Here is a 20,071-nt window from a genome sequence, read left to right on the forward strand (position 1 = left end):
ATTTAAAACAAGTGAAAAATTTTATAATATTTATCTGTATAGCCCTGATTTTTATCACTGCTTGTAGTAATAGTAAAGAACCACCGGCTATAGCAAAGGAAGAATTAAAAGATAAAGCAAAGCTCCGTTTATCTATGTGGTTACCTGAATGGCAAAATCAACTAGCCTTAGAAGATGTTCAAAATTCTCAACAAGGATTACAGGATATACGCGTTTTCGGTGCGTATTTTAATGATCAAGATGAATTGTTGCTAACGGATAATGCAGTCGACATGTTGCAACAGACACAGCAGCAATACAATGAATCACATCGTGTAATCCTAACGCTTATTAATGATTATGTGACAGATAATGCTTCATCTGTTCAAAAGGATAGTACACTTTTGCATAGGCTATTACAGGATTCTTCAGCAAGGAAAAAGCATATCCATAATATTTTGCAGGTAGTTGAACAATACCAACCGGATGGCATCGAAATTGATTATGAAAAGATAGCTAAAGAGGACCTTTCAAAATATGTTCAATTTTTAAAGGAGCTTTACCGAGAGCTTGCCAAAAGGAATGTTACACTGCATGTCGTGTTAGAGCCTAGCTTCCCATTTGATATGAAGCTACCAAATGGGCCTAGCTATACGGTAATGGCCTATAATGTACATGGTTATCATAGTGGTCCAGGCGCGAAGGCTACTTTTACCTTCCTCAATGATTTAATAAAAAAAATCAAGAAATCCAATCAAAACTTAGCCATCGCCTTTGCTACGGGTGGTTTCGATTGGGTAGCTCAAGGGGATACGGTTGCATTAACGGAGCTTGAGGCTGAAAAAGTGTTAGCTAAAACAAACGCAAACAAAAAACGCGATAAAGCAAGTGGAGCGGTTTATTTTACGTATACAGATTCTAGTAATCGTAGTCATGAGGTTTGGTATGCTGATCAGGAAACACTTGAAAAATGGGTCAAATATGTCCAAAGGAAAAGCTATCATGATGTAGTGTTGTGGCGCGCAGGCGGATTAGGTGTCAAAACATTACAGTGGATTAATGAGCAGGAAACTGGAGAGCGCTCGTCTTCCTAAAAAGTCACCAATAATGAGAATTTTAACAAAAGTCATCGAGAGTATATCAAACATCTCGATGGCTTTTGTCTACATTTTGAATCGCCCATCAAGGCGATTTTTTTATTGAAATTGGGACAGACGTGAAAAGAAATCTTTGACGAAATTTAAAAAAATGGTTTCTGATGGGGCGATTTCTCGATTGACTGGAGAAATAATGCCAACTGTCCTTGGGATGGCGGGTGATTCGATGGGCACCTTTACAGTAAAGCGAGCAGCAGAATCGTAAAGAGAGCTTTCTGGTAACAGACTAATACCTATTCCAGCTGCTACCAACCCTTTTAGTGCATCCAAATCTTCACCCTCTGAAATAATATTAGGCAAAAAGCCTGCAGCACGACAGGCATCCATTGCCACTTTATGTAATATATAGCCATCTGGAAATAACACAAATAGATCATTTCTCAATTCTGCAAGCTGGATACTCTCTCTTTTCGCTAATGGATGATTGGCAGGGAGAAGAGCTGCAATATTTTCTGTAAACAATATAGTCGACTCAATAGACTCATCTTTAGGAGGAAGCGGACCTAAAAAGGCAAGGTTTAACTCTCGATTTTTGACAGCATCAATTAAAAATCGGTAAGAACCTTGTCGGAGCTGAAATTGTAAATTCGGATGCTCACGTTTAAAGGCTGAGATAACGGTTGGAAGTACATAGCTAGCCAAGCTTGTTGGAAAGCCAATCTTAATAGAGCCTTTAGCAGGATCAAGATATTCTTCTACTTGTTTGGCAGCAAAATCAATGGCCTTCAATGCTGTAATGGTATGCTCAAGAAATGTCTTCCCAATAGGGGTTAATTTAACATTACGACCTACTCGTTCAAATAACGGAGTACCTAATTCATCTTCAAGATTTGCGATTTGCCGACTAATGGCTGATTGGGCTACGTGAAGATGCTCAGCGGCTTCTGAAATATGCTCGCGTTCAGCAACCTCCACAAAATAGCGTAATTGACGTAACTCCACTAACATTTCACCTCTATTAATCTAAAAATAAGATTGATTATAGCTCAATTATATAGTATTGAAGATAAAAAGTGACTGTCAATACGGAAAAAAGTTTAAGTATTCAGTAATCTCGTACGATAAAATTTTTTTGAGTGTAAAAGAGATTACCTTGAAAATATCTTCATTTTAATTGATTCCATTTTAATGAAATAGGTTATAGTATAGTTATGGTTGTTTATGCAAATTTGTCACAAAACCTCTACAATTAGCCCTTTTCACGAGGTTTCCACTATGTAGCTAGATGAAATCAATTCTCAATTAGGGATAATTCATTGAAAATGAAGAAAGTCCATTCTCAATATCTATTCCAAATAGTAATAATCTGAAAATGCTTACAAAGCCTTTATTTTTCAAGATCTTATTTGAGGAGAAGGAAAGTAATTGAAATGGTTTGCATAGAGAACGATTTTCAGTTAAGATTAGAATGATGATAATTAAGGAATGGTCGACCCATTCACTGAACACTATGGAGGTATTTTCATGTCAACTTTAGTTATTAAAGATCTTCACGTTGCTATCGACGGGAAAGAGATTTTAAAAGGCGTAAATCTTACAATTAATACAAACGAAATTCACGCAATCATGGGACCAAACGGAACTGGTAAATCAACACTAGCTTCTGCTATTATGGGTCACCCTAAATATGAAGTTACTTCAGGTACTGTTGAGCTTGATGGCGAAGATGTACTTGAGATGGAAGTAGACGAACGTGCACAAGCTGGTTTATTCCTAGCTATGCAATATCCTTCTGAAATTGCTGGTGTTACAAATGCTGATTTCTTACGCTCAGCTATCAATGCTCGCCGTGAAGAGGGCGATGAAATTTCATTAATGAAATTTATCCGTGAATTAGATAAAAACATGGAATTCCTAGAAATGAACGAAGATATGGCACAACGTTATTTAAATGAAGGTTTCTCTGGCGGTGAGAAAAAACGTAATGAAATTCTTCAATTAATGATGATTAAACCAACGATCGCTATTTTAGACGAAATTGACTCTGGTCTTGATATTGATGCTCTTAAAGTAGTATCTAAAGGAATCAACGCAATGCGCGGTGAAGGCTTTGGCTGCTTAATGATTACGCACTATCAACGTCTTCTTAACTACATTACACCAGACCATGTACACGTAATGATGCAAGGACGTGTTGTGAAATCAGGTGGTGCGGAGCTTGCACAACGCTTAGAAGCAGAAGGTTATGACTGGATCAAAAAAGAATTAGGTATTGAAGAAGAAGCAGAGGAACAAGAAGCATAAGAGGGAGGACGAACTAGCATGACAGTGGAACTTAACTTGCCTGTAACAGTACAGGACGTGCGCTCGTTCTCAGAAGCAAATGGTGAACCTACTTGGTTTACTGAGCTTCGCGCGGCAGCACTAGACAAAGTAACTGGTTTAGATTTGCCAAAACCAGATAGAACTAATATTACAAAATGGGATTTCATGAACTTCCCAGCACTTACAGTTCATAGTGAGGCTTATCCATCATTGGATGCTTTACCTGAAGAAGCAAAAGGATTAATTGACCTTGAAGCGCAAGAAAACCTTTATATTCAACGCAATAATACACCAGCTTACATTAAAACATCACAAGAGCTTGCTAATAAAGGTGTCATTTTTACAGATATTTTAACAGCAGTTCGTGAACATGGTGAGCTTGTTCAAAAATACTTTATGACTGAAGCTGTTAAAGTGGATGAGCATAAGTTAACAGCGCTTCATACAGCACTTGTTAACGGTGGCGTATTTGTTTACGTACCAAAAAATGTAGTCATTGAGCAACCACTTCAAGTTGTTTTCTTGAACGATAATGCTGAAGCATCATTATATAACCATGTATTAGTAGTGGCAGAAGCAAATTCTGCTGTAACATACGTGGAAACATATATTTCAACGGTTGAAGAAGCAAAAGGCCAAGCAAATATTATTGCGGAAGTAGTTGTCCAAGATAATGCGCAAGTAACATATGGAGCAGTGGATGTGCTTGCAAAAGGCTTTACGACATATGTAAACCGTCGTGCACGTTTAGCACGTGACGCAAAAGTAGATTGGGCTCTTGGTTTAATGAATGACTCAGATACAATCTCAGAAAATATTACTCATCTAATTGGTGACGGTTCTCATGCAGATACAAAAACAGTAGTTGTTGGTCGTGGAGAACAAAAACTTAACTTCACTACAGAGGTTCGTCACTGGGGTAAAAACTCAAACGGGCATATCTTAAAACATGGTGTCATGAAAGATGCAGCTCAATCTATCTTTAATGGTATTGGCTATATCGAACATGGTGCAACGAAAGCAGATGCACAACAAGAATCACGTGTATTAATGCTTTCTGAAAAAGCTCGTGGGGATGCAAACCCAATTTTATTAATTGATGAAGATGATGTAACAGCAGGACACGCAGCATCTGTTGGTCGAGTAGATCCATTACAGCTTTACTATTTAATGAGCCGTGGTATCTCGAAAGCAGAAGCAGAGCGCCTTGTTATCCATGGATTCCTTGCGCCAGTTGTTACGCAATTACCAATTGAGGGCGTTCAAAAGCAACTGACGGAGGTTATTGAAAGGAAAGTTCGCTAATGATGAATAAAGACATTAAAAGCTATTTCCCAATTTTAAATCAGGATGTAAATGGTCATAGACTTGCGTATCTTGATAGTGCAGCGACGTCTCAAAAACCTGTTCAAGTAATTGAAGCAATTAAAGCTTATTATGAATTCGATAATTCCAATGTTCACCGTGGTGTGCATACATTAGGAAACCGTGCTACAGATAAATATGAAGGTGCGCGTGAAAAGGTTCGTAAGTTTATTAATGCTCAATCAACACAAGAAATTATATTTACTCGTGGAACAACGACCGCATTAAATACAGTAGCAGCCAGCTATGGACGTGCAAATGTTGCTGAGGGTGATGAAATTGTCATTACTCAAATGGAGCATCATTCCAATATTATTCCTTGGCAGCAGTTAGCCAAAGAAAAAAAGGCGACATTGAAATACATTGAGCTAGAAGCTGATGGTACGATTAGTTTAGAAAAAGTACGTGCGACGATTACACCGCAAACAAAAATCGTGTCGGTGTCAATGGCATCAAACGTACTTGGAACTATTAATCCAATTAAAGAAATTGCGCAAATTGCACATGCTAATGGTGCTGTTATGGTGGCTGATGGAGCTCAAGCTGCTCCGCATATGAAAATTGATGTCCAAGATTTGGATGTAGATTTCTTAGGGTTCTCAGGGCATAAAATGTGCGGTCCTACTGGAATAGGTGTACTATATGGTAAAAAGGAACACCTTGAAAAGATGGAGCCAATTGAATTTGGTGGCGAAATGATCGATTTTGTTGGGTTATATGATTCAACGTGGAAGGAATTACCGTGGAAATTTGAAGGTGGAACGCCTATTATTGCAGGTGCAATAGGATTAGGTGCCGCTATTGATTTCTTAACTGAGATTGGGCTAGACAATATTGCAGAGCATGAGCATAAGCTTGTTGGCTACGCAATGGATCAGCTTGAAACAATTGACGGTTTAAAAATTTTCGGCCCACGTGACCCAATGAAACGTTGTGGACTTGTGACATTTAACTTAGATGATGTCCATCCACATGATGTGGCAACAGTGCTTGATATGAATGGTATTGCTATTCGTGCTGGTCATCACTGTGCACAACCACTAATGAAATGTCTTCAGCAAGTAGCGACAGCGCGTGCAAGCTTCTATCTGTACAATACAGAGGAGGATATTGACCGTCTTGTTGCAGGGTTACGTTCTGCGAAGGAGTATTTTGGCGATGTCTTTTAATAATTTAGATCAACTATATCGTTCAGTCATTATGGATCACTATAAAAATCCTCGTAATAAGGGTGCTTTAGAAGGTGAAGCTGTAACGATTGATATGAACAATCCGACATGTGGAGACCGTATTCACTTAACATTAAAAGTGACTGACGGTATTGTAGAGGATGCCAAATTTGATGGTGAAGGCTGTTCAATTTCTATGTCCTCTGCTTCCATGATGACGCAACTGATTAAAGGGAAAAAGGTAGATGAAGCTTTAGAGCTTGCTGATATTTTTTCTAAAATGATGATGGGTGAAGAGTATAGCGATAAATATGACCTAGAGGATGTTGAAGCACTGCAAGGTGTCTCACAATTCCCTGCTCGTATTAAGTGTGCAACATTAGCTTGGAAAGCAATGGAAAAAGGTGTGAAATAAATCATACTGCCTTGTCGGCTGGGTGAAAGTGACATACTTTCACTCAAGGCAAGGGCCGAATACCCTGAAAAATACATCTCAATGAACGGAGGAGAAACGATGGCTAAAAAAATGCCTGATATCGGCGATTACAAATACGGTTTCCATGACAAGGACGTATCAATTTTCCGTTCAAAACGTGGTTTAACTGAAGAAATCGTCCGTGAAATTTCAAATATGAAACAAGAGCCAGAGTGGATGCTAGAGTACCGCTTAAAAGCACTTGAAACATTTTATACTAAACCAATGCCACAATGGGGTGGCGATCTTGGTGATTTAGACTTTGATGAAATTACGTACTATGTAAAACCATCAGAAGCTACACAAAAATCATGGGATGAAGTACCTGATGAAATCAAAGCTACTTTTGATAAATTAGGGATTCCAGAAGCAGAACAAAAATATCTTGCGGGTGTATCTGCACAATATGAGTCAGAGGTAGTTTACCACAACATGAAGCAAGAACTTGAAGATCTTGGTATTGTGTTTAAAGATACAGACTCAGCATTACGCGAAAACGAAGATATTTTCAAACAATATTGGGGTAAAGTAATCCCATACACAGATAATAAATTTGCGGCATTGAATTCTGCTGTATGGTCAGGTGGATCATTTATCTATGTACCACCAGGTGTTAAAGTTGAAACACCTTTACAAGCTTACTTCCGCATTAACTCTGAGAATATGGGTCAATTCGAACGTACGCTAATTATTGTGGATGAAGGCGCGCATGTACACTATGTTGAAGGTTGTACAGCCCCTGTTTACACAACAAACTCTTTACACTCAGCTGTTGTAGAAATTGTTGTTCGTAAAGATGCCTACTGCCGTTATACAACGATTCAAAACTGGGCAAACAACGTATACAATCTTGTAACGAAACGTACAGTTGTTGAAGAAAACGGTACAATGGAATGGATTGATGGTAACATTGGTTCTAAATTAACAATGAAATACCCAGCATGTATCCTAAAAGGTGAAGGTGCTCGTGGTATGACATTATCAATTGCATTAGCAGGTAAAGGTCAACATCAACATGCTGGAGCAAAAATGATTCATATGGCACCAAACACATCTTCTACAATCGTTTCTAAATCGATTGCTAAACAAGGTGGTAAGGTTACGTATATGGGACAAGTTCGTTTCGGTCCTAAAGCTAGCGGTGCTCGTGCCAACATTGAATGTGATACGCTGATTATGGATAACCAATCTACTTCTGATACAATTCCATACAACGAAATCTTAAATGATAACGTTTCTTTAGAGCATGAAGCTAAAGTTTCAAAAGTATCTGAAGAACAATTATTCTATTTAATGTCTCGTGGTATCTCTGAAGAAGAAGCGACAGAAATGATCGTAATGGGCTTCATCGAGCCATTCACAAAAGAATTACCAATGGAATACGCAGTAGAAATGAACCGTCTTATCAAGTTTGAGATGGAAGGGTCTATCGGGTAAAGTTAAAATTCAAGGGGCAGATTCTAATATCTGCTCCTTTTTTACGTTTACTATTTTATAGCCTTCGATAAAATTCAAGGGGCACTTGAGAGTAATTGCTGAGAAAATGGAGAGAAGCAGCGAAGCCCTCACTTATCCCTTTAGGAAGGGCAATCGTTCAAAGCTTTGTCAATCATCGGGTTAGGGACTTATTAAGCTCTGTATGATAACTGGATTTACCGCATAAAGTATCAATTAACCCTTGTCGCAACTATGTTTGTGGCAAGGGTTTTTGTTTTGTATGAAAAATAATTTTCTTAATATATTGAAATAATAGTGGATTTTTATAAGGAGACATACTACAATGATAATGAGAATCAATATCAATTAAGGAAGGGAGTTTGAGTGCATGAGAAACAAGTTTCTATTTATTAGTATGATAGCGGTATTTATGCTGATCCTCGCTGCATGCGGAGAGAAGAAAACAACAGAGGAGGATACGTCCACAGATTCGACGAAAGAGGAAGTGGCACAAACACAAGATGGTTCTAGCAATGAAAATGGGACAAGAACCATTGATTATCTTGGGGAAAGCTATGAAGTGCCAGATAAGGTCGAAAGAATTGTTGTTACGGGTGCGATGGAGGCCATGGAGGATATGGTTGTACTTGATGTTCATCCAGTAGGAGCGATTGCGATCGGTGGTAAATTCCCTGAGTTGTACGCTGCTGTTACAGATAAGGCAGAGTCGATTGGGGAGAAGATTAAGCCAAACTTTGAAAAAATATTAGAATTAGATCCAGATGTGATTTTAGGCTCAACGAAATTTCCAGAGGAAGTACAAAGTAAATTAGAGAAAATTGCTCCAACCATTTTAGTTTCGCATATCTCTACGAATTGGGAATCTAATTTAAACTTATTAGCTGAATTAACGGGCAAGCAAGCAGAGGCAGAAAAAATATTATCTACATATAAGGCAGATATTGAAGCGGCAAAATCTAGCTTAACAGAAAAGCTAGAAGGCAAAAAAGTTGCAGCCATTCGAATTCGTGGGGGACAAGCTTATGTCTATCCAAAAGAGGTGTTTTTAAACCCCGTTTTATATGGTGAGCTTGGTTTAGAAGTTCCTGCTGAAATCGCTAAGGCGAAATCACAAGAAGCGATTTCTGTTGAGCAACTAGCGGATATGAATCCAGATTATTTGTTTGTGCAGTTTTCAACGGATGAAAATGCGGATGCTCCTAATGCGTTAGAAGATTTTAAAAAGAATCCCATTATCCAAAATATTAATGCCTTTAAAAATGAGCAAGTATTTGTGAATGTTGTGGACCCACTAATGGAAGGTGGCCCAGCGTTTAGTCGTATTACTTTTTTAGAGGCAATCCAACAAAATCTTGATAAATAACTTGTTTGGCATGAGTTCAATTTGTATAAGGACTCATGCTTTTTCTTTGTGAAAAGCTAGATTTTTTACATGATGTTTAATTGTATGAGAAGACTGTATGCTATGATTATGTAGTAGATAGAGGAGGATGTCACATGATTGTAGTTGGATTAACTGGATGGGGCGATCACCCTTCACTTTATAGTGGAGTGACTACTTCAAAGGATAAATTATTTGATTATACAGGTCATTTTTTAGCGGTGGAAGTAGATACTTCCTTTTATGCCATACCATCCAAAGAGAATGTTCGTAAATGGTGTGAGAATACACCGGAGAATTTTCGTTTTATAGTGAAGGCCTATCAAGGCATGACGGGACATTTGCGGGGAGATATTCCTTTTGAAACCAAAAATGATATGTTCAATGCTTTTATTGAATGTGCCCATGAATTTAAACGCTTGGGAAAACTAGGAATGGTTTTAGCTCAGTTTCCACCGTGGTTTGATTGTCAGTCGAAAAATGTTCAGTACTTATTGTATATTCGTCAACAACTAAAGGACTTCGAAGTGGCTATCGAATTTCGCAATCAAACATGGTATGCAGATAATGTAGTACAACAAACAATGGACTTTTTACGAGAGCATCAATTGATTCATACGATTTGTGATGAGCCACAGGCTGGTGTAGGATCGGTTCCCTTCCATCCTGTAGTGACTGCTGATAAGGCACTGGTGCGTATCCATGGGCGAAATATACATGGCTGGCGCAACACGGGGAATGCTGAAAATTGGCGCAAAGTTCGCTTTTTATATGACTATAATAAAGAAGAATTGCAGCAGCTTGGACAGCAAATCACGAAGCTTGAGACAGAGGTGCAGGAACTATTTATATTATTTAATAACAATTCGGGTAATCATGCAGCGAAAAACGCGAAGGAATTACAGGGTATTTTAAATATTAAAGATGTTGGGTTAGCGCCTAAACAATTAAACATGTTTGAAGGGGAATTATAATGGCGTTTATTTTATTAATAATTATTGCATTATTTTCAGGTCTCCTTGGCTCATTAGTTGGGCTAGGCGGTGGCGTGGTATTAGTGCCAGCAACTTTATATATCGGTTTAAACCTTGGAATGATTCCAGATATAACACCCCAAAAAGTAGTTGGTTTATCTGTTGTAATGATGATTTTTACAGGACTAGCCTCCACATTAAGTTATATGAAATCAAAAACGGTGGATTATAAAACTGGCTATATATTTTTTATCGGCAGTATTCCAGGCTCTATTTTGGGCGCTTGGGTTAATAAAGGATTAGATTTACCATCCTTCAATTTATACTTTGGTATTTTGCTTATTATTTTATCGATTATTTTACTTGTACGCGACAAATTGAAGCCTGTAAAATGGTTTGTGAAAAATGGTCTGCAACAAGAATTTACGGATGCCGAAGGGAAAACCTTTGTCTACGGATATCCGATTTGGTTTGCGATTTTATTTACATTCGGAGTAGGCTTTGCCTCAGGACTATTTGGTATAGGTGGAGGCTCAATGATTGTACCGGCTATGATTATATTGTTCTTATTTCCCCCACATGTAGCAGTAGCAACTTCGATGTTTTTAGTGTTTTTAACGTCACTTGTTAATACGGCCAGCCATGTATATTTGGGACATGTTCCATGGCTTTATACAATTCCTGTCATACCAGGAGCCTTTATTGGGGCGAAGCTTGGTGCAGCGTTAAATAAAAAAATTAAATCAGATACGCTTGTACTGGTTCTTCGAATTATTTTATTATTATTAGGAATTCGTTCCATCGTTGAAGGGATATTGGCTTAATCGGCTAGACTAGCTAATGAAAATGAGGTGGCTTTAATGCTTGAAAAAATCCATATTTTTCACACAAATGATTTGCATAGTCATTTTAAGTATTGGCCACGAATGCAAAGCTATGTGAAAGAGGAGCGCAACAATCTAGCGAGTATAGGGGAAACAAGTTATTTGTTTGATGTGGGAGATCATTTAGATCGCTCTAATATTTATACTGAAGCGACAATTGGTAAGGGGAATGTACAATTACTGAACGAGGCAGAATATGATGTAGTGACAATTGGGAACAATGAGGGCATTACATTGTCTCATGATGAGCTTTTTCATTTATATGATGGTGCAAATTTTGATGTCGTCGTAGGTAATATTGATGCGGTTAATGGGAGAAATCCAGCCTGGCTGAAGCCCTATGTGGTGCTTACAACAGATAAGGGAACGAAGCTAGGGATAATTGCAGCCACGGCTATGTTTGACGTGTATTATGAGGCGTTAAATTGGCAGTTGGTTGAAGCGCGTAGCACACTTCTTCGTTTAGCCCATCAACTCCGTAAAGAGGTTGATATTGTTTTATGCCTTTCACATTTAGGGATAACCGAAGACGAGCTATTAGCAGAGGAATGTCCAGAAATTGATGTCATATTCGGTTCTCATACTCATCATGTCTTGCCAGAAGGGAAATTTGTCAATGGTGTTTTATTGACAGGTGGCGGGAAATTTGGACAATATACAGGACATCTTGTTATCGAATATGATAAAAAAATGAGGAAAATTGTTGAAAAAAAGGATACTTTAATTCATAATAAGGACTTGCCAAATATCCAAAACGAACAGCAAATTGTCCAATCCCTAGAGGATGAAGGAATTAGAATACTGGATACACCTGTATTTACGACCGAAAAATCTTATAATAAGGAATGGTTCCACTACTCACAGCTATCTGATTTATTTGCACATGCTATTTTAGACAAAAGTGGTGCTGACTGTGCCTTGTTTAATGCAGGGATTTTTTTAGATGGCCTGCCAAAAGGAAATGTGACTGCATTAGATGTGCATCGGATTTTTCCACATCCTATTAATTTATGTACAATTGAATTATCCGTTACGGAAATAAAGGAAATCTATATGCAATCCAAAAATGAAGAATGGCCCTATATTGAATTAAAAGGATTAGGGTTTAGAGGGGTCATTTTTGGAAAAATGTTGACATATGGTTTTTCCATGAACGACAATCGCCAGTTATTAATGAATGGAAAGCTGGCAGATAATAATCACATCTATAAACTTGTAACTTTAGATTTGTTTACTTTTGGATATTTTTATCCAAGTTTCAAATATGCAAAGAAGCAATATATATTACCAGAATTTTTACGAAACATTATGATAGATTATGGTCAAAGTTTCTTTAAGTAATAGTGTTAGCTTAAAGAATAGATTGGGGAAGAAATCATGCGATTAATTTCAATCGATGTATTAAAAGAAGGAATGGTATTAGGCAGAACCATTTGGAATGAGGCGGGGCATCCGCTTTTAAAAAAGGATGTCATCATTAATGACCGCATTATTCAGCGACTTCAGCAGTTAAATACACATTACCTATACATTGACGATGATATTTCGGAGGGCATTGAAGTAGAAGAAACGGTGCCACCTGCGATGCGAAATAAAGTCATTACAACAATTAAAGATTCATTTCAATCAATCGATGGTTTAAATTCAGTAAATGCCTCTTATATATTAGATCAACAATCAAAGACAATTGTCTCGATTGTCGATGAACTACTTTCAGCTGTTACTGGAAATGATGAAATATTAACGATATTAACAGATGCTTATTTATTTGATGAGTATTTATATCAACACTCCTTCCAAGTGACACTTTACTCGATAGCCATCGCCAAAGAGCTCGGCTACTCTGCTGAGGATTTACGGTTAGTAGGAATTGGTGCATTACTACATGATGTAGGTAAACTAATGGTACCAAAAGATATCCTAACAAAACCAGGTCGTCTAACTAATGAAGAGTTTGAAGCGATGAAAATGCACGCTCGCTATGGCTTTGATTTATTACGCAATTTACACTCTATTTCATTGCTAGTGGCCCATTGCGCTTTTCAACATCATGAGCGCATTGATGGCAGTGGCTACCCACGAGGATTAGTTGATTTTGAAATTCACCCTTTTGCCAAAATTATTGGCGTAGCCGATGTCTTTGACGCGGTTACAACGAATCGAGTATATCGTGAAAAAATGCTTCCTTCACAAGGACTAGCTATTGTAGAGGCAGGCTCCGGTACGCTATATGATGCTCGCATCGTAAAAGCACTTAAAAGAGCTGTCGTTCATTATCCAAATGGCGTAATTTTAAAATTATCAGATGGTCGACGTGGCATTGTATCTAGACAAAACCCATTGGATGCAGCCTTACCATGGATTCGTATTTTTGAGGAGCAAAATCAACTGCTCGCAGCTACATATGAGGTTAATTTAGTGGACTATCCAAATGTTTTAATTGAAAATGTTGAGACGGATTATATGGTTCCTGCAAAGGTAGAATAAAATACTCCTCCTGTTCATACGTTATGGAACAGGAGGAGATTTTTTTGTTTTTCCCTCGAAAAAGGATGAAATTGCGCTCTTATAATAAACGGGGAATACGTCTTAATCGATTAACCATTTTAATTGTTAGTATGGTTGTTTGTCTTATATTATTTATTTATTATTTAAATGAACGGCTCATGCCTACCTATTTGCAATATGCAGAAGTACAAACTACAAAAATTGCTTCATATGTTGTAAGTAAAGCCATTAACTCACGAACCTCCAATGTATTAGATGTAAATGATATCATTGAAGATATTCCTCCAGGTAGTTCTGATATGATGACGACAAAGTTTAATACGGAAATTATTAATCGTGTTCGGGCGGAGACATTAGAGCTTGTAAAAATGTATTTAGAGCAGGCAGAACAGGGAGAGCTATCACATTTGCCTGAATTAGATAATGTTGAATATGATATTAACCGAATTCAGGATGGCGATGGCATTGTCTTTTTTGTGCCACTCGGGCAAGCTGCCAATATACCTTTGCTCGGCAACTTAGGACCAAAAATCCCTATACGATTCCACGTGATCGGAAATGTCCATAGTAATGTGACCTCATCTATTCAAGAATTTGGGATTAATAGTGCGTATGTAGAAGTGGGCATTCATTTAGAGGTAAATGTCCAAATTATTGTTCCGTTTGCGAGTAAATCCTCAACCGTCGCACAGGATATTCCTGTAGCTATGGGGTTAACTAGAGGTCCAGTACCGAACATCTATACCAATAGTAGTGATGCGCCTCAACCATCCATTGAAATACCTGTACCATTTAAATAGAAATGTTTACTGTGATAGTTGTTGGAGTTCATTTATTATGTTACATTGACAACAGTGAAGATAGTTAATATAAAAAATGCATATTTTTGATAGGGGCGATATCCGTATGACATCTTGTAAACCTACAAGTAAAGAAGAACATTTAAGAAAACCAGACTGGCTAAAAATAAAACTAAACACTAATGATGAATATAAAGGTCTTAAGAAGCTAATGCGTGAGAAAAATCTTCATACGGTTTGTGAAGAAGCTCGCTGTCCAAATATTCATGAATGCTGGGGAGAAAGACGTACAGCTACAATGATGATTCTTGGTTCGGTTTGTACACGTGCTTGTCGATTTTGTGCAGTAAAAACGGGCTTGCCGAATGAATTAGACTTGGCAGAGCCAGAACGTGTTGCAGATTCAGTAGCAATTATGAACCTAAAGCACGTTGTCATTACTATGGTAGCGCGTGACGATTTAAAAGATGGCGGAGCGGAAGTATTGGCAGAAACAGTCCGTGCTATTCGCCGTAAAAGTCCTTTTACATCTGTTGAAGTATTACCATCTGATTTAGGTGGTATGAGGGAAAATCTTCAACTGTTAATGGATGCGAAGCCAGATATTTTAAATCATAATATTGAAACCGTGCGTCGTTTAACACCGAGAGTACGTGCTCGTGCAAAATACGAGCGTTCTTTGGAGTTCCTTCGTCTAGCTAAAGAAATGCAACCAGATATTCCGACGAAATCATCTTTAATGATTGGTTTAGGAGAAACTCATGAAGAAATTTTAGAGGTAATGGATGATTTACGAGCAAATAATGTGGATATCATGACGATTGGTCAATATTTACAGCCTACGAAAAAGCATTTAGCAGTTAAAAAATATTATTCACCAATAGAGTTTGGAAAACTGCGAAAAATTGCTATGGAAAAAGGCTTTAAACATTGTGAAGCTGGCCCACTTGTACGTAGTAGTTACCATGCTGACGAACAAGTAAATGCTGCAACAAAAGAACGTCAGTTACAAGCAGAGCTCTAAGCGTCAAGGATGAACAAGAGGGTGGTGTCACTTTGATCATAGTTGAAGGATTGGAATATGAACTATTAAAAGATTTTCGTGAAGCCTTTCAGGAAGAAGTTTTTCAGGAAAGGTATTCCGATATATTGGCTAGATATGATTATATAGTAGGTGATTGGGGCTATAACCAATTACGTTTAAAGGGCTTTTTTGATGATAAAAATCAAAAGTCGACTTTTGATACGAAAATAAGTACGCTTCAAGACTATTTATACGAGTATTGCAATTTTGGCTGCGCCTATTTTGTCTTACGTAAAACAGGGAAAGTAATGAAACAGCCAGAGGTGTTGGATGCGAATGACATAACAGCGCAACCAACTGACCAAGAACCATTAGCAGAATAACAAGAAGAAACTTGATGTGATGTGCATCAAGTTTTTTTCTTTGTTTTTTTATTAGCTTTTGTATGATTGGGGAATAATAAAGCTCAAAACAGCTAATTAAAGGTGAGATACGAATGAAAAGAGCCGTCTTTTTAGACCGTGATGGTGTAATTAATGAAGTATTAACAAAACGCGTGAAGTTTGTTAATAAGCCTAGAGATTTATACTTTTTACCACAAGTTCCAGAAGCCATTCGCAAACTAAATAAACACTTTGACTATATTTTTGTTGTGACAAATCAAGGGGGTGTTGGTTTAGGCTTTATGAGCGAAAGTGGCTTGCAAAAAATACATGAGCATATGGTCAAGGAGCTAAAGAAAAATGGTGCCATTATTCATGAAGTAGTTTATTGTCCACATAAGCCCAAGTCAGGCTGTGCCTGTAGAAAACCTAATAGTAAACTAATTATTGATTTAGGAAAGAAATATAATATTGATTTATCGAAATCCTATATGGTGGGTGATACGGATACAGATATTATAGCGGGAAAACAAGCAGGTACAAAGGCTGTGTTTTTAGGCAAGGATGACCCATTAGCAGATGCAATTTTTCCTGATTTGATAAGTGCTGCTCGGTGGATAATAAAGGATGCAACAGCTTGAGAAAAGAAGCTACAAGAAGTATAAAACGCTGAAAAAAGGATAATTTATGAGTGGAGGTGATGATGTTGACGAAGGATAAACGCAATAAAAAGCCCCTAGATCGTGAAGAATATGGATATGGTTTTGATATTAGTGTAGATGATTTAGGCGTGATTGGTCAAAATAACGAAGCGAAAAAGCAAAACGATAATGAAAATAAAGACAAGCCGCATAATAAAGATAATCCATCCACACTCAATAAATAATCGACCTTTAAAGATTTCGCAAAAACCAACTGGTGAGCGGAATTTTTTTATCTTGATTGATTCACTCACAAAAAAAGCTCGTGCAATATAATGATGTCCTATAAAAAAACACCCTGTAAAAAGGGTGTTAGTTCAATAGCTCACGTAAATATTCTCGAAGTTCCTCGGTTTCATCCTCTGTACGATTGTATACATGTTCTAAGTAGCCAGGCTCCTCTACATCATCAGGACCAATAATCGCAAAGCGACCAAATTGTATATCCATGACAAGTACTTTCCCAAAGAAGCGGCCAGATTGTAATATCGCTAAATCATAGCGCAGTTTTTTTCCTGCAAAGCTAACAAAGCGAGTTTTTGTATCTTCTACATCATCATATAAAAAAAAACGTTCCATCTTTTAATCTCCTTCCAGTCCTATAGTTATGGTACTATAGAAGAGAAAAGACTATCAACTTTTAAAGATTTGAATGGGGGCTTTCCTTGTGTATTTTGTAGATCGTAATAAAATCACAAAAAATTTACAGTACTTAGATGGGCTATTAGCCATTTTGGAGACAGAGAATAACTGGTCTCAAAATGATATAAAGAAATTAGCTATCGAGCGAATTGGTCACAACATTATGGAGTCAATGATGGATGTAGGAAATTTAATGATTGACGGTTTCATAATGCGCGACCCAGGAAGCTACGAGGATATTATTGATATATTAGTCGATGAAAAAGTCGTAGTTGCTGAAATGGAGGCACCATATAAAGCTGTAGTTGGCTTGCGTAAAATGCTAGTACGCGAGTTTATAGAGGTAGATATCGATGAAGTTGTCCACGTACTTACAGCCAATTTATCGGCATTAAAGCAATTTTCGCCTGCAGTCCATCGTTATTTAACAAATGAGCTAGGTCCAGTTTCTGCCTTTTTGCCAGAGGATCATCAATGAGAGGTTATAAGGCCTATTGCTTTGATTTAGACGGCACTGTTTACCGTGGAAAGGAAGGGATTTCTTCTGCTGTTGCTTTTATTCATCGCTTACAGCAAGCAGGAATCGAGCCATATTATGTCACAAATAACTCTTCTAAAACACGTGAACAACTGCAAGATGCTTTAATGTCTATAGGGATTAGTGCACCATTAGAACATATTTATTCAAGTGCGTCCGTCACAGCGAAGTATGTGGCACTCCATTATGCAGGTAAAAAAGTAGCTATGATGGGGTCTGATGGTATTCGTCAGGCATTACTTGATGAAAATATTGTGCCTGTTGAAGATGAAGCGGATGTATTTGTCATGGGAATTGATCGAACACTTGATTATATGGCACTTGCTAGAGCGACAATATTTGTTCAAAAAGGAGCAGTTTTTATTGCCACAAATCAGGACATTAAGTTCCCGACAGAATATGGTTTCTTACCAGGGAATGGTTCTTTTGCTCGTTTAGTAGGAGAGGTTGCGGGCGTTGATCCTATTTATATAGGGAAGCCATCACCTGCTATCCTAGAAGTAATTGCGACAGAACATCATTTTTCTAAAGAAGACATGGTTATGATTGGTGATAATTATGATACGGACATAATGTGCGGAATTAATTTTGGCTGTGATACAATCCATGTGAATACGGGCGTTACACCCACAAAGGTTGTACAAGAGAAAGAACTTCAACCTACATATATAGTGGATGCGTTACAATAAATAAAAGGATGTTATGCAGATTTTTTAGCATAACATCCATTTTTTTTGTTCAAATTTATTCATATAGGCGTTTTAGCAAACTACCATAAAGGGTTTTCTTCAATAAACTGATAAATGGCTTTCGTTAACGCTTCTGGAGAATCAGCTTCTACTAATTCACCATTGACAATAGCATAAAAAGATTCTGAGCACTTTGTACAATAACTGAGGCAGCCATATTCCAAAACGTCGATATTCGGATCGCGTTCGAGTACTTCATAAGTTGCTTGAGAGCCATTTGCTAAATTACTAATACAAAATTCAACCATTGGATTCATCCATGTCACCTCACCAAAGTAATGCTACTCGGTTTTACGAATTTCGTCAATTATTTAAATTGAAGGTAAAGAAGTGTTTTTATATAAAACTTTAAGGGAAAACCGTTATTAATTGCTTAAAAAACTATCGAAATGAACATCTTTTCATTTATTTTGTGAAATCCTTCACAAATTTTCATTCTGATATTGTGAAACTTCTCACAATCGGTTATACTCGTTTGTGGATACTTTGTGAACAATTATTAAAAGAGATATTAAAGGAGAATATTATGGGTAAATTAGTACTTTTAGGTGGCGGCTATGGCAATATGCGTGTCATGCTTCGTCTATTAAATAGTCTGCCATTAGACAGAGAGGTAGTCATAATAGATAGAGCCCCTTTCCATAGTTTAAAAACTGAGTTTTATGCGTTAGCCGCTGGAACTGCTACAGATAAAGAAATTCGTGTAAGCTTCCCTGAGCACGAACGTTTAACGCCTGTATATGGAGAAATCACTGAAATTAATCGTGCGGAAAAAGTTGTCATTTTAGAAGACGGACAACGTATTGAATATGATGATTTAGTCGTTGGTCTTGGTTGCGAAGATAAATATCATGGTGTACCAGGTGCAGAGGAGTACACTTATAGCATTCAAACGATGGGACAATCACGTGCTACACTTCAAGCGTTATGTGGTTTACCGGCTGGGTCTACAGTCGGAATTGTAGGGGCTGGCTTAAGTGGTATCGAACTTGCAAGTGAGCTACGTGAAAGTCGATCTGATTTAAAAATAAAGCTATTTGACCGAGGTCCACGTATTCTAAAGGATTTCCCAGAGAAACTAAGTAAATATGTAAAGGATTGGTTTGTGAAGCATAGCGTTGATGTTATTGCCAATTCTAATATTACTAAAGTGGAGCCAGGTAAAATTTTTAATCATGAAGATGAAATTTTACTCGACAAGGTCGTATGGACAGCTGGTGTACAGCCTGTCAAAATTGTACGTGATATGGATGTGGAGAAGGATAAACAGGGTCGTCCACTAGTAACAGAGTACTTTAATGTACTTGACGATGAACATGTATATATTGTTGGTGATTGTGCTTCCTCAGATTTACCTCCAACGGCACAGTTAGCAGAGGAACAAGCAGAGCTAATTGTTAAAGTCCTTCGTATGCGCTGGAAGGGCGAACATTTACCTGAAAAGATGCCAGATATTAAATTAAAAGGTTTCATGGGTGCCCTTGGTAAAAAACAAGGCTTTGTCTATTTGGCAGATACAACAGTTACAGGTCGTATCGCTCGTTTAATGAAATCCGGATTATTATGGTATTACAAACGTCAAAATGATTAGTTAGTAAAAGGGATTGTTTCTAGTTGAA

The 20,071-nt window shown here is 37.6% G+C and carries 22 protein-coding genes; 19 read left to right on the forward strand and 3 right to left on the reverse strand.

The genetic code is table 11. The features are described 5' to 3' along the window. The first annotated feature begins 11 nt into the window (after positions 1-11). Positions 12-1,073: a glycosyl hydrolase family 18 protein gene (locus AC07YC_RS15065; protein WP_494919806.1), complete on the forward strand. Its 1,062-nt coding sequence runs from the start codon at positions 12-14 to the stop codon at positions 1,071-1,073. Positions 1,074-1,175: 102 nt separating this feature from the next. On the opposite strand, the gene gltC is transcribed toward AC07YC_RS15065, so the two are convergent. Beyond that, positions 1,176-2,078 carry a glutamate biosynthesis transcriptional regulator GltC gene (gene gltC / locus AC07YC_RS15070; protein WP_336636917.1) on the reverse strand — a complete coding sequence of 301 codons (903 nt, stop codon included), beginning with the start codon at positions 2,076-2,078 and terminating at the stop codon, positions 1,176-1,178. A gap of 522 nt (positions 2,079-2,600) precedes the next feature. On the opposite strand from gltC, the gene sufC reads away from it, so the two are divergent. From sufC to AC07YC_RS15145, 15 genes are all read left to right on the forward strand, one after another. Then, a complete protein-coding gene (gene sufC / locus AC07YC_RS15075; protein WP_402796381.1) occupies positions 2,601-3,380 on the forward strand; it encodes a Fe-S cluster assembly ATPase SufC in 780 nt (259 codons plus the stop codon). 18 nt (positions 3,381-3,398) lie between these two features. Then, complete coding sequence (sufD, locus tag AC07YC_RS15080; protein ID WP_494919807.1) at positions 3,399-4,706, forward strand: Fe-S cluster assembly protein SufD; 1,308 nt, start codon at positions 3,399-3,401, stop codon at positions 4,704-4,706. Next, complete coding sequence (locus AC07YC_RS15085; protein WP_036119980.1) at positions 4,706-5,935, forward strand: cysteine desulfurase; 1,230 nt, start codon at positions 4,706-4,708, stop codon at positions 5,933-5,935. The genes sufD and AC07YC_RS15085 overlap by 1 nt, the downstream gene beginning before the upstream one ends. After that, a complete protein-coding gene (gene sufU / locus AC07YC_RS15090) occupies positions 5,925-6,350 on the forward strand; it encodes a Fe-S cluster assembly sulfur transfer protein SufU (RefSeq protein ID WP_008178033.1) in 426 nt (141 codons plus the stop codon). The genes AC07YC_RS15085 and sufU overlap by 11 nt, the downstream gene beginning before the upstream one ends. Positions 6,351-6,449: 99 nt before the next feature. Next, the gene (sufB, locus tag AC07YC_RS15095) at positions 6,450-7,847 is read left to right on the forward strand and encodes a Fe-S cluster assembly protein SufB (protein ID WP_144788904.1); all 1,398 of its coding nucleotides are present in this window, start codon (positions 6,450-6,452) and stop codon (positions 7,845-7,847) included. Positions 7,848-8,235: 388 nt separating this feature from the next. Continuing rightward, positions 8,236-9,231 (forward strand): ABC transporter substrate-binding protein, encoded by a 996-nt coding sequence (locus tag AC07YC_RS15100; RefSeq protein WP_336636927.1) that lies wholly within the window; start codon positions 8,236-8,238, stop codon positions 9,229-9,231. A gap of 134 nt (positions 9,232-9,365) precedes the next feature. Beyond that, positions 9,366-10,223 carry a DUF72 domain-containing protein gene (locus AC07YC_RS15105; protein WP_336636928.1) on the forward strand — a complete coding sequence of 286 codons (858 nt, stop codon included), beginning with the start codon at positions 9,366-9,368 and terminating at the stop codon, positions 10,221-10,223. After that, complete coding sequence (locus AC07YC_RS15110) at positions 10,223-11,047, forward strand: sulfite exporter TauE/SafE family protein (protein ID WP_025116650.1); 825 nt, start codon at positions 10,223-10,225, stop codon at positions 11,045-11,047. Before AC07YC_RS15105 ends, AC07YC_RS15110 begins: the two co-directional genes overlap by 1 nt. Before the next feature lie 36 nt (positions 11,048-11,083). Then, the gene (locus tag AC07YC_RS15115; protein ID WP_494919808.1) at positions 11,084-12,448 is read left to right on the forward strand and encodes a bifunctional metallophosphatase/5'-nucleotidase; all 1,365 of its coding nucleotides are present in this window, start codon (positions 11,084-11,086) and stop codon (positions 12,446-12,448) included. A 36-nt stretch (positions 12,449-12,484) separates the two neighbouring features. Next, positions 12,485-13,594 carry an HD-GYP domain-containing protein gene (locus AC07YC_RS15120; protein ID WP_069482479.1) on the forward strand — a complete coding sequence of 370 codons (1,110 nt, stop codon included), beginning with the start codon at positions 12,485-12,487 and terminating at the stop codon, positions 13,592-13,594. Positions 13,595-13,617: 23 nt separating this feature from the next. Then, positions 13,618-14,415: a sporulation protein YunB gene (yunB, locus tag AC07YC_RS15125; RefSeq protein WP_008178049.1), complete on the forward strand. Its 798-nt coding sequence runs from the start codon at positions 13,618-13,620 to the stop codon at positions 14,413-14,415. A gap of 106 nt (positions 14,416-14,521) precedes the next feature. Beyond that, positions 14,522-15,439: a lipoyl synthase gene (gene lipA, locus AC07YC_RS15130; protein ID WP_336636930.1), complete on the forward strand. Its 918-nt coding sequence runs from the start codon at positions 14,522-14,524 to the stop codon at positions 15,437-15,439. Between the two features lie 32 nt (positions 15,440-15,471). Further along, positions 15,472-15,822, forward strand: a complete 351-nt coding sequence (locus AC07YC_RS15135; RefSeq protein ID WP_336636931.1) for a YutD family protein — start codon at positions 15,472-15,474, stop codon at positions 15,820-15,822. A gap of 113 nt (positions 15,823-15,935) precedes the next feature. Next, complete coding sequence (locus AC07YC_RS15140) at positions 15,936-16,463, forward strand: D-glycero-alpha-D-manno-heptose-1,7-bisphosphate 7-phosphatase (RefSeq protein ID WP_494919809.1); 528 nt, start codon at positions 15,936-15,938, stop codon at positions 16,461-16,463. Positions 16,464-16,525: 62 nt separating this feature from the next. Next, on the forward strand, positions 16,526-16,708 hold the full coding sequence (locus AC07YC_RS15145; protein WP_170844129.1) for a hypothetical protein: 183 nt from the start codon (positions 16,526-16,528) through the stop codon (positions 16,706-16,708). 127 nt (positions 16,709-16,835) lie between these two features. On the opposite strand, the gene AC07YC_RS15150 is transcribed toward AC07YC_RS15145, so the two are convergent. Beyond that, positions 16,836-17,102 carry a DUF3055 domain-containing protein gene (locus AC07YC_RS15150; protein WP_008178058.1) on the reverse strand — a complete coding sequence of 89 codons (267 nt, stop codon included), beginning with the start codon at positions 17,100-17,102 and terminating at the stop codon, positions 16,836-16,838. Positions 17,103-17,190: 88 nt separating this feature from the next. Here AC07YC_RS15150 and AC07YC_RS15155 point away from each other — a divergent pair, with 88 nt between their 5' ends. Both AC07YC_RS15155 and AC07YC_RS15160 read left to right on the forward strand, forming a co-directional pair. After that, the gene (locus AC07YC_RS15155; protein ID WP_336636934.1) at positions 17,191-17,643 is read left to right on the forward strand and encodes a DUF86 domain-containing protein; all 453 of its coding nucleotides are present in this window, start codon (positions 17,191-17,193) and stop codon (positions 17,641-17,643) included. Next, on the forward strand, positions 17,640-18,392 hold the full coding sequence (locus AC07YC_RS15160; protein WP_494919810.1) for a TIGR01457 family HAD-type hydrolase: 753 nt from the start codon (positions 17,640-17,642) through the stop codon (positions 18,390-18,392). The genes AC07YC_RS15155 and AC07YC_RS15160 overlap by 4 nt, the downstream gene beginning before the upstream one ends. Positions 18,393-18,472: 80 nt before the next feature. Here AC07YC_RS15160 and AC07YC_RS15165 read toward each other — a convergent pair whose 3' ends face one another. After that, on the reverse strand, positions 18,473-18,709 hold the full coding sequence (locus AC07YC_RS15165) for a YuzB family protein (RefSeq protein ID WP_008178065.1): 237 nt from the start codon (positions 18,707-18,709) through the stop codon (positions 18,473-18,475). Between the two features lie 269 nt (positions 18,710-18,978). On the opposite strand from AC07YC_RS15165, the gene AC07YC_RS15170 reads away from it, so the two are divergent. After that, a complete protein-coding gene (locus AC07YC_RS15170) occupies positions 18,979-20,043 on the forward strand; it encodes an NAD(P)/FAD-dependent oxidoreductase (protein WP_494919811.1) in 1,065 nt (354 codons plus the stop codon). Positions 20,044-20,071: the final 28 nt, after the last annotated feature.

This window comes from Lysinibacillus sp. GW247-5R2A (genome assembly GCF_059424475.1).

Coding starts and splice junctions, on each gene's coding strand:
- lipA (WP_336636930.1), top strand. CDS start 14,522: ATGACATCTTGTAAACCTACAAGTAAAGAAGAACATTTAAGAAAACCA.
- yunB (WP_008178049.1), top strand. CDS start 13,618: ATGGAACAGGAGGAGATTTTTTTGTTTTTCCCTCGAAAAAGGATGAAA.
- AC07YC_RS15165 (WP_008178065.1), bottom strand. CDS start 18,709: ATGAATCCAATGGTTGAATTTTGTATTAGTAATTTAGCAAATGGCTCT.
- AC07YC_RS15105 (WP_336636928.1), top strand. CDS start 9,366: ATGATTGTAGTTGGATTAACTGGATGGGGCGATCACCCTTCACTTTAT.
- sufU (WP_008178033.1), top strand. CDS start 5,925: ATGTCTTTTAATAATTTAGATCAACTATATCGTTCAGTCATTATGGAT.
- AC07YC_RS15140 (WP_494919809.1), top strand. CDS start 15,936: ATGAAAAGAGCCGTCTTTTTAGACCGTGATGGTGTAATTAATGAAGTA.
- sufD (WP_494919807.1), top strand. CDS start 3,399: ATGACAGTGGAACTTAACTTGCCTGTAACAGTACAGGACGTGCGCTCG.
- AC07YC_RS15085 (WP_036119980.1), top strand. CDS start 4,706: ATGATGAATAAAGACATTAAAAGCTATTTCCCAATTTTAAATCAGGAT.
- AC07YC_RS15115 (WP_494919808.1), top strand. CDS start 11,084: ATGCTTGAAAAAATCCATATTTTTCACACAAATGATTTGCATAGTCAT.
- AC07YC_RS15145 (WP_170844129.1), top strand. CDS start 16,526: ATGTTGACGAAGGATAAACGCAATAAAAAGCCCCTAGATCGTGAAGAA.
- sufB (WP_144788904.1), top strand. CDS start 6,450: ATGGCTAAAAAAATGCCTGATATCGGCGATTACAAATACGGTTTCCAT.
- AC07YC_RS15120 (WP_069482479.1), top strand. CDS start 12,485: ATGCGATTAATTTCAATCGATGTATTAAAAGAAGGAATGGTATTAGGC.
- AC07YC_RS15150 (WP_008178058.1), bottom strand. CDS start 17,102: ATGGAACGTTTTTTTTTATATGATGATGTAGAAGATACAAAAACTCGC.
- sufC (WP_402796381.1), top strand. CDS start 2,601: ATGTCAACTTTAGTTATTAAAGATCTTCACGTTGCTATCGACGGGAAA.
- AC07YC_RS15100 (WP_336636927.1), top strand. CDS start 8,236: ATGAGAAACAAGTTTCTATTTATTAGTATGATAGCGGTATTTATGCTG.
- AC07YC_RS15170 (WP_494919811.1), top strand. CDS start 18,979: ATGGGTAAATTAGTACTTTTAGGTGGCGGCTATGGCAATATGCGTGTC.
- AC07YC_RS15160 (WP_494919810.1), top strand. CDS start 17,640: ATGAGAGGTTATAAGGCCTATTGCTTTGATTTAGACGGCACTGTTTAC.
- AC07YC_RS15110 (WP_025116650.1), top strand. CDS start 10,223: ATGGCGTTTATTTTATTAATAATTATTGCATTATTTTCAGGTCTCCTT.